This window comes from Streptomyces sp. NPDC036813, from assembly GCF_055609245.1.
On the sequence record NZ_JBVJPV010000005.1, the window covers coordinates 278,659 to 294,787 of the forward strand.

At 74.1% G+C, this 16,129-nt stretch carries 15 protein-coding genes and 1 pseudogene; 7 read left to right on the plus strand and 9 right to left on the minus strand.

Annotated elements, in window-relative coordinates; genetic code table 11:
- Window positions 1-6: 6 nt before the first annotated feature.
- The gene (locus ACZ67Q_RS13790; RefSeq protein WP_471180756.1) at window positions 7-1,506 is read right to left on the minus strand and encodes an acyl-CoA synthetase; all 1,500 of its coding nucleotides are present in this window, start codon (window positions 1,504-1,506) and stop codon (window positions 7-9) included.
- Window positions 1,507-1,698: 192 nt separating this feature from the next.
- Between ACZ67Q_RS13790 and ACZ67Q_RS13795 the strand changes: the two genes are divergently transcribed.
- Window positions 1,699-4,101 (plus strand): penicillin acylase family protein, encoded by a 2,403-nt coding sequence (locus tag ACZ67Q_RS13795; protein ID WP_471180759.1) that lies wholly within the window; start codon window positions 1,699-1,701, stop codon window positions 4,099-4,101.
- A gap of 54 nt (window positions 4,102-4,155) precedes the next feature.
- On the opposite strand, the gene ACZ67Q_RS13800 is transcribed toward ACZ67Q_RS13795, so the two are convergent.
- Together ACZ67Q_RS13800 and ACZ67Q_RS13805 are read right to left on the minus strand one after the other, a co-directional pair.
- A complete protein-coding gene (locus tag ACZ67Q_RS13800; RefSeq protein WP_471180761.1) occupies window positions 4,156-4,575 on the minus strand; it encodes a hypothetical protein in 420 nt (139 codons plus the stop codon).
- Between the two features lie 19 nt (window positions 4,576-4,594).
- Complete coding sequence (locus ACZ67Q_RS13805; protein WP_471180764.1) at window positions 4,595-5,128, minus strand: DUF2231 domain-containing protein; 534 nt, start codon at window positions 5,126-5,128, stop codon at window positions 4,595-4,597.
- A 105-nt stretch (window positions 5,129-5,233) separates the two neighbouring features.
- Between ACZ67Q_RS13805 and ACZ67Q_RS13810 the strand changes: the two genes are divergently transcribed.
- Both ACZ67Q_RS13810 and ACZ67Q_RS13815 read left to right on the plus strand, forming a co-directional pair.
- Entirely contained in the window at window positions 5,234-5,980 is a 747-nt protein-coding gene (locus ACZ67Q_RS13810) for a helix-turn-helix transcriptional regulator (RefSeq protein ID WP_471180767.1), read from the plus strand.
- Between the two features lie 77 nt (window positions 5,981-6,057).
- A complete protein-coding gene (locus ACZ67Q_RS13815; RefSeq protein WP_471180770.1) occupies window positions 6,058-7,890 on the plus strand; it encodes a serine hydrolase domain-containing protein in 1,833 nt (610 codons plus the stop codon).
- Here ACZ67Q_RS13815 and ACZ67Q_RS13820 read toward each other — a convergent pair.
- The 5 genes from ACZ67Q_RS13820 to ACZ67Q_RS13840 all read right to left on the minus strand — a co-directional run bounded on the left by ACZ67Q_RS13820 (window position 7,887) and on the right by ACZ67Q_RS13840 (window position 13,232).
- Complete coding sequence (locus tag ACZ67Q_RS13820) at window positions 7,887-8,516, minus strand: GNAT family N-acetyltransferase (protein WP_471180773.1); 630 nt, start codon at window positions 8,514-8,516, stop codon at window positions 7,887-7,889. The genes ACZ67Q_RS13815 and ACZ67Q_RS13820 overlap by 4 nt on opposite strands.
- Window positions 8,420-8,752, minus strand: a complete 333-nt coding sequence (locus ACZ67Q_RS13825) for a DUF2795 domain-containing protein (protein ID WP_471180776.1) — start codon at window positions 8,750-8,752, stop codon at window positions 8,420-8,422. Before ACZ67Q_RS13825 ends, ACZ67Q_RS13820 begins: the two co-directional genes overlap by 97 nt.
- 77 nt (window positions 8,753-8,829) lie before the next feature.
- On the minus strand, window positions 8,830-11,226 hold the full coding sequence (locus ACZ67Q_RS13830; protein ID WP_471180778.1) for a serine/threonine-protein kinase: 2,397 nt from the start codon (window positions 11,224-11,226) through the stop codon (window positions 8,830-8,832).
- A gap of 61 nt (window positions 11,227-11,287) precedes the next feature.
- Window positions 11,288-12,136: an oxygenase MpaB family protein gene (locus ACZ67Q_RS13835; RefSeq protein ID WP_471180781.1), complete on the minus strand. Its 849-nt coding sequence runs from the start codon at window positions 12,134-12,136 to the stop codon at window positions 11,288-11,290.
- Between the two features lie 82 nt (window positions 12,137-12,218).
- Window positions 12,219-13,232, minus strand: coding sequence for a methyltransferase (locus ACZ67Q_RS13840; protein WP_471180783.1), 1,014 nt, complete (start codon window positions 13,230-13,232; stop codon window positions 12,219-12,221).
- Between the two features lie 37 nt (window positions 13,233-13,269).
- Here ACZ67Q_RS13840 and ACZ67Q_RS13845 point away from each other — a divergent pair, with 37 nt between their 5' ends.
- Window positions 13,270-13,785 carry a DinB family protein gene (locus ACZ67Q_RS13845; RefSeq protein ID WP_471180786.1) on the plus strand — a complete coding sequence of 172 codons (516 nt, stop codon included), beginning with the start codon at window positions 13,270-13,272 and terminating at the stop codon, window positions 13,783-13,785.
- Window positions 13,786-13,853: 68 nt separating this feature from the next.
- Here the strand turns inward: ACZ67Q_RS13845 and ACZ67Q_RS13850 are convergent, their stop codons facing one another.
- Entirely contained in the window at window positions 13,854-14,228 is a 375-nt protein-coding gene (locus tag ACZ67Q_RS13850; RefSeq protein ID WP_471180787.1) for a four-helix bundle copper-binding protein, read from the minus strand.
- 122 nt (window positions 14,229-14,350) lie between these two features.
- Between ACZ67Q_RS13850 and ACZ67Q_RS13855 the strand changes: the two genes are divergently transcribed.
- The 3 genes and pseudogenes from ACZ67Q_RS13855 to ACZ67Q_RS13865 all read left to right on the plus strand — a co-directional run.
- Complete coding sequence (locus ACZ67Q_RS13855; protein ID WP_471180790.1) at window positions 14,351-14,755, plus strand: ChaB family protein; 405 nt, start codon at window positions 14,351-14,353, stop codon at window positions 14,753-14,755.
- Window positions 14,756-14,792: 37 nt separating this feature from the next.
- Window positions 14,793-15,149 carry a DUF6479 family protein gene (locus ACZ67Q_RS13860; protein ID WP_361629437.1) on the plus strand — a complete coding sequence of 119 codons (357 nt, stop codon included), beginning with the start codon at window positions 14,793-14,795 and terminating at the stop codon, window positions 15,147-15,149.
- Window positions 15,150-15,222: 73 nt separating this feature from the next.
- Window positions 15,223-15,570: pseudogene (locus ACZ67Q_RS13865) on the plus strand (DUF8129 domain-containing protein); the annotation flags it as partial.
- Window positions 15,571-16,129 lie beyond the last annotated feature (559 nt).

Here is a 16,129-nt window from a genome sequence, read left to right on the forward strand (position 1 = left end):
ACCTGTTCACCCCTCCTTGAGCCGGTCCCGCAGCTCCCTTTTGAGGATCTTCCCGCTGGCGTTGCGCGGCAGCGCGTCGACGAAGACGACCCGCTTGGGCGCCTTGAACGCGGCGAGCTTCTCCCGGGCGTGGGCGATGAGTTCGGCCTCCGTCACCTCGCCGCGCGGGACGACGACCGCGGTGACCGCCTCGATCCAGCGCTCGTCGGGCAGCCCCACCACCGCGGCCTCGGCGACGGCCTCGTGCGTGTACAGGGCGTCCTCGACCTGGCGTGAGGCGACCAGTACGCCACCGGAGTTGATGACGTCCTTGACCCGGTCGACGATCGTGAAGTAACCGTCGGCGTCGCGCACCGCGAGGTCGCCGGAGTGGAACCAGCCGTCGCGGAAGGCCTCGGCGCTCTCCTCGGGCTTGTCCCAGTAGCCCTCGCACAACTGCGGGGAGCGGTAGACGATTTCACCGGGTGTGCCGGCCGGCACGTCCTTGCCGTCCTCGTCGACCACCCGCGCGTCCACGAACAGCACGGGCCGCCCGCAGGAGTCCATGCGCCCCTCGTGCTCGTCGGGCCCGAGCACGGTCGCCAGCGGGCCGATCTCGCTCTGCCCGAAGCAGTTGTAGAAGGCGAGGTGGGGCAGCCGCCCGCGCAGCCGCTCCAGCACGGGCACCGGCATGATCGAGGCCCCGTAGTAGGCCTTGCGCAGCCCGTCGAGGTCCCGGGTGGTGAAGTCGGGGCGGTTCGCCAGCGCGATCCACACCGTGGGCGGCGCGAAGAGGCTGTCGCAGCGGCCCGTCTCGACGAGGTCGAACAGCCGCTCCGCGTCCGGGGCGTCGAGGATCACGTTGGTGGCGCCGACGGCGAGGTAGGGCAGCAGGAAGACGTGCATCTGCGCCGAGTGGTACAGCGGCAGGGAGTGCACCGGGCGGTCCCCGGCGCTCAGGTCGAGGGCGGTGATGGCGCTCAGGTACTCGTGGACCAGCGCGCGGTGGGTCATCATCGCGCCCTTGGGCAGCGCGGTGGTGCCGGAGGTGTACAGCAGCTGGACCAGGTCCTCGCCGCGCGGCTCCGGCCCGTCGTACGGCGCGGCCGCGGGCAGCCGCTCGAGCAGCGCGTCGTCCGCGTCCCGCAACGGCAGGGTCGCCACGCCGTCCGGCAGGTGAGCGGCGAGACCCGGGTCGGTGAGCACCAGCGAACTGCCCGACTGGTGCACGAGGTAGGCCAGGTCGTCGCCGGTGAGGTGCTGGTTGACCGGCACGTGCACCAGGCCGGCGCGGGCGCAGGCGAGGAAGGCGATGAGATAGGCGTCGGAGTTGTGGCCGTAGGCCGCGACGCGGTCGCCCGGAGCGAGGCCCTCGCCCCGCAGCAGGGCGGCCGCGCGGGAGACGGCGTCGTCGAGTTCCTCGTACGTCCAGGAGCGCTCGCCGTAGGTGACGGCGACGCGCGCGGGGGTGCGGCGGGCGCTGCGGCGCAGCACGCCGTCGACGGTGCTGCCGTGTCCGGGCGTCATGCCTCATGATCCTCGGCGCACCTGCCGGGGCGGTCAAGACACGTGCGCGGTCCGGGGGATCCCCGGCCGGGGTCGCGCGGGCCCGTCACCACTCCCGCGGTGCGACGGAATCCTTCAACACGCCTGATGTCACGGCGACATACCGGCTGGTACGCTCGGCCGCTCCTTCCCCCGACGATGTTGGGAGGCACGATGCGCACCCGCCTGAGACGAGCCGCCGTCGCGGCCGCGGCCCTGCTCACCGCCGCGTCCGCGCTGCCGGCGACGGCCGCCGAGCGGCCCGCGGGCCAGGACCGTCCCGCGCACGGCGGTCTGTCCGCCGTCATCCGGTACACCGAGTACGGCATCCCGCACATCCTCGCCCGCTCCTACGCCGACCTCGGCTTCGGCACCGGCTGGGCACAGGCCGCCGACCAGGTCTGCACACTGGCCGACGGTTTCGTGACCGTGCGGGGCGAGCGCTCGCGGTACTTCGGCGCCGACGCCGCGACCGACGGCTCGCTGTCCTCGGCCGGCACCAACCTCTCCAGCGACCTGTACTTCCGCGGCGTACGGGATGCGGGCACGGTGGAGATGCTGCTGCGGCAGCCGGCGCCGGCCGGGCCCAGTCATGAGGTGAAGGAGCTGATGCGGGGCTTCGCCGCCGGGTACAACACCTGGCTGGCGCAGCACCGGATCACCGACCCGGCGTGCCGGGGCGCCTCGTGGGTGCGCCCGGTGACCACGCTGGACGTGGCCGCGCGCTCCTACGCGCTCGCCGTCCTCGGCGGTGAGGGCCGGGCGATCGACGGCATCACGGCCGCGCAGCCGCCGACGGCGGCACCCTCCGGCGCGCAGGTGCCCGACGCCGGGGACGCCGCGCGGGCCGCCCGGGCCCTGCTCGCCACCGACTCCGCGGACATGGGGTCCAACGCGGTCGCGTTCAGCGGCGCGGCCACCGCGAACGGCCGGGGCCTGCTGCTGGGCAACCCGCACTACCCCTGGCAGGGCGGCCGCCGCTTCTGGCAGTCCCAGCAGACCATCCCCGGTGTGCTGAACGTGGCCGGCGGCTCGCTGCTCGGCTCGCCGACGATCTCCATCGGCCACACCCCGTACGTCGCCTGGAGCCACACGGTCGCCACCGGAGTCACCCTCGACCTGCGCCAACTGACGCTGGACCCGGCCGACCCGACGGTCTACCTGGTCGACGGCAGGCCGGAACGCATGACGCGGCGGACCGTCACCGTCGCGGTGAACAACGGCGCACCCGTGACGCGCACGCAGTGGTGGACCCGGTACGGCCCGGTCACCGCGTCCCTCGGAACCTCGCTGCCGCTGCCCTGGACGGCCACGACGGCGTACGCCGTGGGCGACCCCAACGCGGTCAACCTGCGCGGCGCCGACACCGCCCTCGGCTTCAGCCGCGCCCGCTCCACCGACGACGTGCTGGCCTCGCTGCGCCGCACCCAGGGCCTGCCGTGGGTGAACACGATCGCCGCCGACTCCCGCGGCCACAGCCTGTACACCCAGTCGCAGGTGCTTCCGCGCGTCACCGACGACCTTGCGCGGCGCTGCCTGACGCCGCTGGGCCGGGCCACCTATCAGGCGTCCGGTCTGGCGGTCCTGGACGGCTCGCGCGGCGACTGCGCGCTCGGCAGCGACCCGGACGCCGTCCAGCCCGGTGTGTTCGGGCCCGCGCGGATGCCGGTGCTCAAGGACGCGCCGTACGCGGAGAACTCCAACGACAGCGCCTGGCTGGCCAACGCGGAGCGCCCGCTGACCGGTTACGAACGGATCTTCGGCACCGTCGGCACGGCGCGCACGCTGCGCACCCGGGGCGCGCTGCAGGACGTGGCGGCGATGGCGGCGCGCGGCCGGCTGACCGTGCGGGATCTGCAGGCGCAGCAGTTCGCGAACCGGGTGCCGGCCGGTGATCTCGCCGCCCCGGACGCGGCGAGGGCCTGCTCGGCGCTGCCGGGCGGCACGGCCACCGGCAGTGACGGCACGGCGGTCGACGTGCGGGAGGCGTGCGGGGTGCTGGCCGCCTGGGACCACACCGTGAACACCGCGAGCCGGGGCGCGCTGCTCTTCGACCGGCTGTGGCGCAGGCTGCCGTCCGCGCAGCTGTGGAAGGTGCCGTTCTCGCCGGCCGACCCCGTGGGTACGCCGAACACGCTGAACACGGACACTCCGGCGTTCGCCACGGCTCTCGCGGACGCGGTGGCCGAGCTGCGGGCGGCCGGCATCGCGCTGGACTCCCCGCTGGGCGATCACCAGTTCGTGGTGCGCGGCGGGCAGCGCATCCCGGTGCCCGGAGGGACGGAGTCGCTGGGCGTGTGGAACAAGGCCGAGCCGGTGTGGAACGCGGCCGGCGGCGGCTACACCGAGGTGGCCCACGGCTCCAGTTACCTCCAGGCCGTGGGCTTCGACGGCTCGAGCTGCCCGGTGGCCCGCACCCTGCTGACGTACTCCCAGTCCTCGAACCCTCGCTCGCCGCACTTCAGCGACCAGACGCGGCTGTTCTCGGCAGGGCAGTGGGTGACCTCCCGCTTCTGCGAGAGGGACATCCTCACCTCGCCGGGGCTGCGGGTGATCAGGGTCGCCGAGCAGGGGTGACGCGGCCGGCGCCCGGGGTCCGTCTCCCGGGCGCCGCGCGCCCCGTCCCCCGGCTCAGCTGCCGCCGACGCCCAGTGCCGACAGCAGCACCAGCACCAGGGTCGTGGCGCCGAGGACGCCGTGGGCGGCGACCACGGGGACCGGCAGGTGACGCTCAGGGGGCGCCGTCTCGCCCGACGTGCCCTGGTACACCGGCAGCCAGCGGCCGAACAGGGTGAAGCCGAGCAGGGCGACCGCGACGAGCAGGCCGAAGGAGATCCAGGCCAGGGCCTGCTTGTCGGCGGCCAGGTAGACGATCCACACCACCAGGCCGGCCGCGGCGAGCAGGAAGTGGCCGAAGACGACGGGCGCGGGCAGGCGGGTCGGCGCCGCCTGCTGCGCGGGGCGCAGGCCGCCGCGGGCGATCCAGCGGGCGAGCAGGACGGCACCGCCGAGAGCGGTGACGATCCAGGCGACGAGAGCGGCGATGTCCATGGGCGATCTCCAGGGTGCGTCAGGACGATGACGTGCTGCGGTAGCCGTCGGCCTGCGTGGCCTCGTCGGCGACCCGCACGCCGTAGCGGTAGGCGAGTTTTCCGCCGAGATACCCGGACAGGCCGAGGGCGGCGAGCGCGACGGCGGAGAGCGTCAGCTGCCCGGCGCCGACGCCCTCCTGCCCGGGGGTGCCGTCGCTGTGCCGCCAGGCCCAGCCGCCCGCGTAGGCGGCGGTGACGCAGAGGTTCAGCGTCATGTGGACCAGGGCCGTGCGGAAGGCCGGGGTGCGGGTGGGGATCGCGAAGAGGTCGAGGAAGCCGACGCAGGCCGCCGCCAGCGCGCCGATCACGCCGATGGCGATCAGCCACATCGATCCCTGCACCAGAAAAGCGGGCCGGTGGACCACGTGGGAGGCGATGTCGAAGACCAGGCTGCTCACCCAGGCGCCGATCGGCACCGTGACCAGGATCGGATGGAAGGGGTGACCGTACGGTCCCGCCAGCGCACCGCTGACCGGCTGCTTGGCCTGACGAAGATCAGTGTTCACGGTCATACCGGCACCTCACCTGTGAGTTATTTCACCAACGATTGTTGGTCTTATTCCGGGCACGGGTCAAGCCCGGCGTCAACCCGTGGCTCACGGAGTTACCGTGGGCGCGTGACGTTCGATCCCTCCGCCGCAGGCTCCCCGGCCCGGGCCACCACCGACTCCGTGGCCGCGCTCGCCGTGCTGGGCGACGAGTCACGGCGACGGCTGTTCGACTTCGTACGGCGGGCGCGGCGTCCGGTCACCCGGGAGGAGGCGTCGGCGGCGGTCGGGATCTCCCGCAAGCTGGCCGCGTTCCACCTGGACAAGCTCGTCGACTCGGGGCTGCTGCAGGCCCGGCACGGGGGCCACGGGCCGCGTCGCGTGGGGCGCGCCCCGAAGGTCTACGAGCCCAGCGCGCAGACGCTGGAGATCAGCCTGCCGCCGCGCCGGCACGAGCTGCTGGCCTCACTGCTGACCGAGGCGGTGACCGCGGTGCGGCCGGGCGAGAGCGCGCACGAGGCGGCGCTGCGCGTCGCCCGGGAGCGCGGCACGTCGCTGGGCGCGGAGGCGCGCGGCGGGGATGTGACCGCGTTCCTGGAGTCCCTCGGGTTCGAGCCCGCCGACGACGGCAGCGGCCGTACCGTGCTGTACAACTGCCCGTTCCACCCGGTGGCCGCGCAGGCACCGGAGCTGGTGTGCGGGATGAACCACGCCTTCCTGTGCGGCTACCTCGCCGCTTCCGGGCACCGGCGCACCACGGCGGTGCTGGAACCGCACGCGGGGGTGTGCTGCGTCGAGCTGGTCGACGAGGCGACGGACACCGGCGGCGACGACACCGCGGCCCCCTCCTGCGCCCGTGACGCCAACCACGCGTAGCGGCTCTTCCTGCCCCTCCGTCAATTCCCTTGTGCCGCAAGCCCGTTGACATGCCCGCCGGCTGACGCGAAAGTTTCATGCGGCTCCACCATCACGGAAAGATACTTTCAGGGGTTGCGGGGGAGGCAGCGGTGGGCGGACTGACGCGACGTCAACTCGGTTCGGCGGCAGCGGCGCTGGGTGGCGCCCTGGCACTCGTGCCGTTCCCGGCGGGACCGGCCGCGGCCGCACGGCCGGGGGGCGATAGGCCGAGGGGCGGCGGACCGACGCTGCGGCACGGCTCGGCCGAGCGCGCCGGACTGCTCGACGGGCATCTGCGCCGGCTCGTCACCGACGCGAGGACCTTCCTCGGCCCCTCCCCCAAGCATCCCTGGTACGCGGGCGCCGTGCTGCTCGCCGGGCGCGGCGGCACCGTCGCACTGCACGAGCCGATCGGCATGGCGGTGCGCTACCGGGCGTACGACGAGAAGACCGACACCGGCGTCGAGTTCCCGCCCGAGCAGCAGATCCCCATGGCCCGCGACACGGTCTTCGACCTGGCGTCGGTGTCCAAACTCTTCACCTCGCTGCTGGCGGTGCAGCAGATCGAGCGCGGCGCGCTGCTACTGGAGGCGCCGGTCGCCTCGTACATCCCGGAGTTCGGGGCCGCGGGCAAGGAGGGTATGACGATCCGTCAACTCCTGACCCACACCTCCGGCTTCCGCGCCTGGATACCGCTGTACAACGCGCCGACGCGGGAGGAGAGGCTGCGGCTGATCTACGACGAGGCACCGCTGAACGCGCCGGGCACCGCCTACCTCTACTCCGACCTGAACCTGATCTCCCTGCAACTCGTCCTGGAACGGATCACCGGGCGCCCGCTGGACACGCTGCTGCACGAGGAGATCACCGGCCCGCTGGGCCTGACCCGCACCCGTTACAACCCGCCCGCCTCCTGGAGACCGCGGATCGCCGCCACCGAGGACGCCCGCAGACCGTGGTCGGGTCTCGACCGGGGGCTGGTGTGGGGGGAGGTGCACGACGAGAACGCCTACAGCCTGGGCGGGGTCGCCGGCCACGCGGGCGTGTTCTCCTGCGCCTGGGACCTGGCCGTACTCGCACGCACCCTGCTCAACGGCGGCTGCTACGGCCGGGCCCGCATCCTGCGCCCGCAGTCCGTGGAGCTGATGTTCACCGACTTCAACACCGCTTTCCCCGGAGACGAGCACGGCCTGGGCTTCGAGCTCTACCAGCACTGGTACATGGGCGCGATGGCCACACCGCGCACGGCCGGCCACACCGGTTTCACCGGTACGTCGCTCGTGCTGGACCCGACGACCGACTCGTTCCTCGTCGTGCTCGGCAACTCCGTCCACCCCGTGCGCAGTTGGCGTTCCGGATCCGCTCCGCGGGTCGCCGCCGGGAACAACCTGGCGCGCGCCGTGCCGGTCCGCCCGCGGCAGGGCCGCAGTGCCTGGTTCGCCGGGATGGCGAGCGCCACCTCCGCCACGCTCACGCTGCCGCCGCTGGACACCTCCGCGGACGGCTCGAAACTGAACTGCGCGCTGTGGTGGGACATCGAACCGCAGGCGGACGTGCTGGCGCTGGAGGCGTCCCCGGACGGCGGCGCCACCTGGCAGCCATTGCCGTTCGTCACGACCGGCGACGCCGACGGCCGGCCGCAGGAACACCCCGACGGCACGGTCACCGGCTGGTCCGGCCGCACCTGGCACCGGCTCACGGCCACTCTGCCGCCCGCCCGGTCCCTCACCCTGCGCTGGCGCTACAGCACCGACCGGCTCTACGTCGGCCGGGGAGCGTACGTCGACGCACTGCGTGTGGAGACATCCGACGGCCCGGCCTTCGACGACCGCCGGCCGGCGGACGCGGCCCGGATCGAGGCGAAGGGTTGGTCGGCTTCGGCGGACTAGCGCCGGCCGGCGTCGGCGGACCGGGAACGGTCCGGCAGGTCAGGCCGGCTGCGCGGCCCGGCGTCTTGGAGCGCGCGGGCGGGCGGGCCGGCCAGCCTGGTGTGCAGATGGCCCGTCTCCGGGAAGGCGGGCGGGGCCGCGGGCAGCACTCCCTCCAGCGCGTACCCGGCCTTCTGCGCCACCCGGCAGGAGGCGGCGTTGTCCGTCCGGTGCAGCAGGTCCAGGCGTGTCAGGCCCAGGGCGGTGAAGGCCCAGTCGGTGAGAGCGCGCAGCGCGCGGGGTGCCACGGCGCGGCCCCGGGCATGGGCGGCGGTCCAGTAGCCGACCTCGGCGCCCGCGGCGGTCCGCTTCACGACGACGTGGCCCGCGAGAGTCTCGTCGGCCGCGGCCGGCTCCACGACGGCGAAGGCGAGGCGCTCGCCGCTCTCCCAGCCGCTGCGCTGGTCCCGCACCCAGCGGGCCGCGCTGTCCTCGTCGTGCACGAGTGCGGTGATCCAGCGGCGCAGCTCCGCGTCCCGGTGTGCCTCGATCAGCTGCGGTATGTCACGCGGGGCCCAGGGCCGCAGCAACAGGGCCGACGCGCCCTCGGCCGCTTCTGTCCGAAGCACGACGGTGGTCTTGTCCATCCGCCGAGCCTACGCGGCCGGGGACGCGCCGGGGACACGGAAGGCCAGGAGTCGAAGATCGCCTTCTGCACCTCGTTCGGGCCGTCGAAGCGGTCCTTCTCGAGGCCGTCGAGGCGGCTCACGATCTTGTCGTCTGCCTTGTTCCTGCGGGCGACCTCCACCAGGTGCTTCTTGTCCGTGGGGCAGTCCGTTCCGCGGAGCGCCTTCTGCGGGTCGAGGGTGCTGAGGTCCGCCATCAGAGCCTCCTCGGCAGACCGTGCGGACGATGTGCGATGCACCCTTGCGTCCGGGTATCCGCAGGCCCCCAGCCCATTCACCTCGTCTGCCGCACGCCGTCGATGCCGTCCTGCACGGCGGCCGCCTCGGCGTGCCGGCCGAGCTGCCGCAGGCAGTGGGCCTCGTCGGTGCGGGCGGACAGGGTGTCCGGATGGCCGGGGCCCAGCAGCTGCGCGCGGGCACCGGCCAGCAGCCGGTACTCGGTGAGCGCGTCGGCCCAGCGACCCAGCCAGCCCAGGGCGACGGCGATCTCACGGCGGCTGAGCAGTGTGTCGGGGTGGTCGGCCCCCAGGGCGCTCTCGCGCAGCGCGGCCACGTCCCGCGCCTCGGCCAGCGCCTCCTCCCAGCGGCCTAGCCGGCCCAGGCTGACGCCATGGGCATGGCGGGCGCGCAGGGTCTCCGGGTGGGCGGGGCCCTGCGCCCGGGTGCGGTCCTCGATCAGCGCGCCGTACAACCGCAGCGCCTCGGCACTGCGGCCGAGGCGGCCGAGGCTGATGCCGGTCTCGTAGCGGGCGGCGAGCGTGTTGGGGTGATCCCGGCCGAGGACCCGTGCCCGGGCCGCGGCGACCTCCCGGTAGGTCTCCAGGGCCTGCGCCCACCGCCCCAGCTGCCCCAGCGCATAGGCGACCTCGTACCGGGTGACGAGCGTGTCCGGGTGCTCGGGCCCCAGTACCCGGGCGCGCGCCGCCGCGACTTCGCAGGCCAGGCGGTACGACTCCGCCACGCGGCCGACACGGCCGAGGCTGGAGGCGAGATTGTGGCGGCAGCGCAGGGTGTCGGGGTGATCGGCACCCATGGTGCGCTCCCGGGCGGCGAGCACCGACGCGTACACCTGGCGGGCGTCGTGATGCCGGCCCAACTGGCCCAGCGTGTACGCCATCTCCTGCCGCACGGCGAGGGTGGCGGGGTGATCGGCGCCCAGCAGCCGGGTGCGGTGGGCGGCCACGTCCTTGTAGACGCGCAGCGCCTCGGCGGCCCGGCCGGTGCGGCCGAGGGTGAAGCCGTACTCGTGGCGGCTGGCGAGGGTGTCGGGGTGATCGGGACCGAGCAGCCGCTCACGCTCACCGGCGACGTCCCGGTGTGCCGCCCCTGCCTCCGCCCACCTGCCGAGCGCGCCCGACCGCAGGGCCGCCCGGTGCCGCTCGGCCAGACCGGCGAGCACGACGGGGTCGGCCCCGGGGGTGCGACCCGTGAGGGGTGCGCTCCGGGCGGCGGGGCCGAGGGGCGTTTCGCGGCCGCCGAGGCCGAGGCCGTCACGGCCGGTTCCCGAGCCGCGGGCCGGTACCGCCCCGGGGCCGCTGTCCTTCCCCCCGCCACTCCCGGCACCGGCCCCGGAGCCGCTGCCGGCATCGGCCCCCGTGCCGTACTCCCGGTCGTATCCCCGGCCGCGCCCGGCGCCGCCGCGCTCGCGCGGGATCCACTCCCTGCTCAGCCCGCCGCCCGGATCCGGTGCCGGGACGTGCGGGCCCGGGCCGCCGGCCTTGTGGCCCGTGGTCATGCCGCGCGTCCAGGACGGCAGGCGGCGTTCCCGGGGCACCGGCTCCCGCCCGGGCGCCGGCGGCACGACGGACGCGTACACCGGGGGCGGCCGGTCCGTGCCGAGGCGGCGGGCCACCTCGTGGGCGTCCCGGGGACGCTCCTCGGGCCGTTTGGCCAGCAGGCCGAGGATGATCTCCTCCAGCGCGTCGGGGAGTTCGGGCCGGTGGCCGCGCGGCGGGCGGGGCGGGCTGTCCCGGTGGCCGACGAGGATCGCCCAGGGGTCGTCGAGGTCGAACGGCGGCGCCCCGGTGGCTATCTCGTACAGCACGCAGCCCAGCGAGTACAGGTCGCTGCGCCGGTCCACCTCGTCGCCGACGATCTGCTCGGGCGACATGTAGTGCGGGGTGCCCATGGCGATGCCGGTGCCGGTCAGCCGGGAGGTGAGGCCGATGTCGTGGCCGAGGCGGGCTATGCCGAAGTCGCAGATCTTCACCGTGCCGTCGGTGAGCCGCACGATGTTCGCCGGCTTCAGGTCCCGGTGCACGATGCCCTGCTCGTGGGTGTAGGCGAGCGCGGCCGCGACCTGTCCGGCGATGTCCACGATGTCGGGGACGGGCAGCGGATGGTGTTTGTTGTCCTCCAGCACCCGGCTGAGGTTGCGGCCGTCGAGCAGTTCCATGACCAGGAACAGCACACCCTCGCTCTCGCCGAAGTCGTGCACGACCGTCACCCCGCGGTGCTGGAGCGCGGCGGCCACTCGCGCCTCGCGCCGGAAACGCTCGCGCAGCACACCGGCGAAGGACGCGTCGGGATGCGGCCCCAGCGGCTTGAGGCACTTGACGGCCACCAGACGGCCCAGCGACTCGTCGCGGGCCCGCCACACCTCGCCCATGCCGCCGCGTCCGATCACGTCGAGCAGCCGGTAACGGTCCTGGATCAGCCTGGTGTCCCCCATCAGACGCGTCGCCCCCGTAAGCGTTCGCCCCGCCCTTCCCTGGCTTGCCCAGTATGGCTGGCTATCGCCCTGCTTTGTACGGTGCCGGGCGGGTGTCCGGGCCGAGCCGGGCGACCGCGCGCAGGATGTGTTTGGGCGGCAGCTGCCAGCGCACACCTGCGGGTATGCGGCGCAGCAGAGCGCCGGTCGCGCGCAGTCGCCGGGTCACGGCGGCGGGCGGCGGGGCCTTTGTGCCGTACAGCGCGTGGGCGTACGGCGGCAGGGAGGCGTACGCCAGCTGCGCCACGCGCCGCCACAGCACTTCGCGCGCCGGGACGAGCAGAGGGTGCGTCGGCGGGCGGCGGAGGAAGTCGTCCACGGCGCGTGCCTCGGGCGTGACGGCGAGCTGCGGCCGGATCTGCTCGAAGTAGGCGGCGAGCCGCGCCCGGTCGGCGGGTACGGCGTCGGGGTCGAGGCCGACCAGGCGGGCACTGACGCGGTGTTCGGCGAGGTAGCGGTCGGCGGCGGCGTCGGTGAGCGGGAAGCCGGAGCGCCACAGCACGTGCAGATAGGAGTCGATCTCGGCGCAGTGCACCCACAGCAGCAGTTCGGGGTCGTCGATCCGGTACTCCTCCCCCGTGGCCGGGTCGGTGGCCGTGAGCCGGCGGTGGATGCCCCGGACGCGTTCACCGGCCCGTTCGGCGGCCTCGCGGGTGCCGTACGTCGTCGTACCGACGAAGTTCGCCGTGCGCCGCAGTCGTCCCCAGGCGTCGCGCCGGAAGTCGCTGTTCTGCATGACGCCGCGCACCGCGCGCGGGTGCAGGGCCTGGAGGTAGAGCGCGCGGATGCCGGCGACCCACATCATCGGGTCGCCGTGCATCTGCCACGTCACGGAGTCGGGGCCGAACAGGCCCGGGTCGGTGTCGCTCATGTGGTCCCCCTCGGCGGTCCGGCGGGAATCAGGCGGCCCGGGCGTCCGCGGGAGTCCGCCGGCCCGCGGTGGCCTCCGGGGGTCACGCGGACCGGAAGTCCATCAGCAGGTGGCCGGACGGTGTCGTGCGGACCTGGGCCGGGGCGAGCCCGGCCGCAGCGGCGAGCGCCGTGTACTCCTCGACGCCGCGTTCACGCCCGCCGGCGATCACCAGCATGCGCAGGTCCATCTCGGCGCGCATGGCCGCGTCGTCGCCGGTCCTGCCGTGTGTCTCGACGAGGAGGACCCGGCCGCCCCGGCCCGCGGCCTCGGCGCACCGGCGCAGCACGGTGACGGCCGGCTCGTCGGCCCAGTCGTGGATCACGGCGCTGAGCACGTACACGTCCCCGCCCGCGGGCAGCGGGTCGAAGAAGCTCTGCCCGGCGAACGCGCACCGCTCCGCCAGGCCGCGCTCGGCCAGGAAGCGGCGTCCGCGGGCCACGGTCTCCGGCAGGTCGACCAGGGTGGCGCGCAGGGCAGGATGCGCGCCGAGCACCTCGGCCAGCAGCGCGCCGGTGCCGCCGCCGACGTCGACGACGTGCCGGACACCGGACCAGTCGTAGTCGGTGGCCGCCGTTCTGCGCAGCGAGCGGGCCATCGTCGCGTCGAAGGAGGCGGCGAGGGCGGGGTCGGCGGCGAGGTGGTCCCAGAAGGGCGCGCCGAAGACGTCCTCCCAGGCGGGCCGGCCGGTGCGGACGGTGTGCAGCAGTCCGGTGAACACCAGGTCCATCCGGCCGCCGAAGCCCTCCAGGTCGAACCAGTCCCGCATACCCGAGGGATGGTCCGAGCGCAGCAGCTCGGCCCGCTCGTCGAGGACGAACCGCCCCGGGGACGCCTCCTGGAACATCCCGTGGGAGGCGAGGTGGCGCAGCAGCCGGCCGAGTGCGTCGGCGTCGGTGCCGGTGCGCTCCGCAAGCTCGTCCACCCGCTCGGCACCGGCGGCGATCAGGTCGGCCAGACGCAGGGTGGCGGCCACTCTGACCGCCATGGGGGTCACGAGGTCCACGAGCGGTGCCAGCAGCTGCCAGTCCGAGGGCTCGCTCCGTTGCGACGGCATCTGCCCATGCTAGCGGGGGCGTTGATAACGTGCCCGCATGACGACGTGCGCGGAATGCGGTTTCGAGTACGACCTGTCCCTCGCCCCCTCGGTACCGCGGCTCGCGCTGGACGACGCGGACGCGTACGGGCGGCTGCTGCGGGCCGACGCGAGCGCGCTGCGACGCCGTCCGGCACCGGAGGTCTGGTCGCCCCTGGAGTACGCCTGCCACGTCCGCGACGTACTGTTCGTGCAGCGGGAGCGGGCGCTGGCGGCGCTGCGCAGCGACACACCGGTCACGGAGTCCATGGGGCGTGAGGAGCGTGTCGAGCACGACGGCTACGTCGAGCAGCAGCCGGCCGATGTCGCGCGTCAGCTGCGCGACGGTGCGCTGATGTTCGGCCACGTCCTCGGCCGGTTGTCGCCGGCCGGCTGGGAACGCACGCTCGTCTACGGCTTCCCCGAGCGCGCGGAGCGTTCCCTGCGCTGGCTCGCCGTGCACACGCTGCACGAACTGCGCCACCATCTGCTCGACATGCGCCGCGTCGTCGACGCCCGGAACGCGTCTCGGTAGGCAGTCTCAGGACCAGGGATGTGCGGGCCACCTCCCTCTCCGAGGGCACCGGAACGTGCCCTGCGTCGTCAGGCGAGCGTGCGGAGGAAGTCCGAGCACGCCCGGGCACAGTCACGGCAGTGCCGTGCCGTGTCCTCGGCGCCCGGGTGGCGGTCGAAGACGTGGGCCGCTTCCAGACAGACGGTCCGGCACCACTCCACCTGCACGCGGATGCCGGCCTCGTCCACGCTGTTCTGCTCGGACAGCACGCGGCAGGTGGCATCGCACACCTCGGCGCACATGATGCCCTTGCGTCGTGTCAGTTCCTGCTCTTCGGTCCCTCCCGGGTCCACCAGGCTCGCCCGCAGCGCACAGGCCCTGGCGCACTCGGTGCACGCCTGGGCACATGCGAAGCGGTCCTCGAGGAACCGTATGAGCTCCTGCTGGGTCGTCGTCGAAGTCACGTCGTGCGGGTAGCCGGTGCCCACCGCACCAAACCCGGCCGGAGCCCGGCCCGCGCCCGTTATCCCGGCGCCTTCGCGGGCACCCGGACAGCCCGGAAGCCGCAGCGGAGGAGGCGAGTGACGTGCCCGGACGACAGGAGCTGCCGTCGACGCTCGAGCGCTCCTCGAAGGACGCGCAGGAGACCTGGATCAAGGCGCACGACTCCGCCGTCGGGACGTACGGCGAGGGCGAGCGGGCCCACCGGGTCGCCTACGGGGCGCTCAAGCACACGCACGAGAAGGTCGGCGACCACTGGGAGCGCAAGGAGGGCGGCCGCAAGGGCCCCTCGGACCCGCGCTCGGCCCGGCCCCGGCAGCAGGGCGGGCGCAGCGGCGAGGGCGTCGACGAGCAGGCCACGAAGGAGCACCTCTACGACCTCGCGCGGCGCCTGGACATCGAGGGGCGTTCGCGGATGTCGAAGTCCGAGCTGCTCGACGCGGTGCGCAAGGCCAACCGCTCCCGGACCCGGCAATCCCGTTCGCGGTGATCTGGTAGTGAGGCCGTTTGGGGGGTATTCGTGTGATATGAGCAGCGCAATGATGCAGATGGCCGCCGTGAGCGGCGCTCTCGTCCTGGGTCCCGTCATCATCGGGGTCTTCCTCGTGGGCGGACTGATCGGCGCCTTCTGGTTCGGTGACGTCTTCAAGAGCCGCGAGCCGGCCCCGCCGCGTCCGGAGGAGCAGCCACATCTGCCCCCGGGCGGCGCGGTCCGCGGCATCCAGCAGAACCGGGAACCCGAGGAGGTGCCCCACGACGGCCGTCGCCGGCTCCCGCACGAGTTCGGCAACCTCGGCACCCGGCCGAGTGAGTCGCAGGAACGGCCGAAGTGGGGCAAGGGCTCCAGCGGCTCGTTCGGCGGAGGCGGCCTGGGCGCCCACTGAGCCCACGCCACCCCCGCAGTCGTACGCCCCGCACTCGCGGGGCGCGCGGCTGCCGGGAGGAAGTGAGGCCCACATGGCCGACCCCGGCCGCAGCGCCCTGCCGCTGCCCGACTACGACCACCTCCCGATCGGCGGTCCGGAGAGCCGCGTGCGGTCGCTGACCGCCGAGGAGGTCGAGGAACTCCTCGCCTACGAGCGCACCCACGCCGACCGCCTGCCGATCACCGAAATCCTGACGTCACGCCTGGACCAGCTGCGGGCCGGCGCCGAGCCCTCCGGGGGCGACCCGGGCGCCCTGCGCCCCGGGCAGGGCGAGGGCCACACCGGCTCCCCCGTGACCCCGGCGACGTCGCCCCAGCCCCTCAGCCCCCCGCCGCACGGCACCCCGGACCAACGCGGCAAGCCCAAGGGCGACCGGACCTGGCCAGACCCTCCGTGCCCCCGCCACCCCGGCCCTTCCGCCGGGACGGCGGGGGCACCTTGTGCGCGCACGGCTGCCGCCGAGAGGCGGGGCCCTCTTGCGCGCAGCGCACGGCTGCCGCCGGGTCGGCGGGGACATGCGCGCAGCGCACGGCTGCCCCGGGGACGGCGGGGGCTTGCACGCAGCGCATGGCTGCCGCAGAGGCGCGGAGAACGTGCGCGGACAAGCAGCTGAGGCGGAGGCACACCGGGATGCGGCAACGACGCCGCAGCGCGAGGGCGAGCCCGGAACCCGAGGGCTTGGCCGCAGCCCTCGGGGCGGAAACCCGGCATGCGGAGGCGAGCCGCAGCACGGGTGCGCAGCCCGGAGCGCGGCACCGGAGGCGAAGCCTCAGCCCGTGCGGGCGGGAAGCCTGCTAGGTGGGAGCGACCCGGAGCAGACGGCGAAGCCGCAGCACCGGCGCGAAAGCCGGCCCCGGGCAAGCCGCAGCCGTGCGTGGGCGAAGCCCGCAACGCGAGAGCAACCCCGAAGCCCGGCGGCGAAACCGCGCCACCGGCGC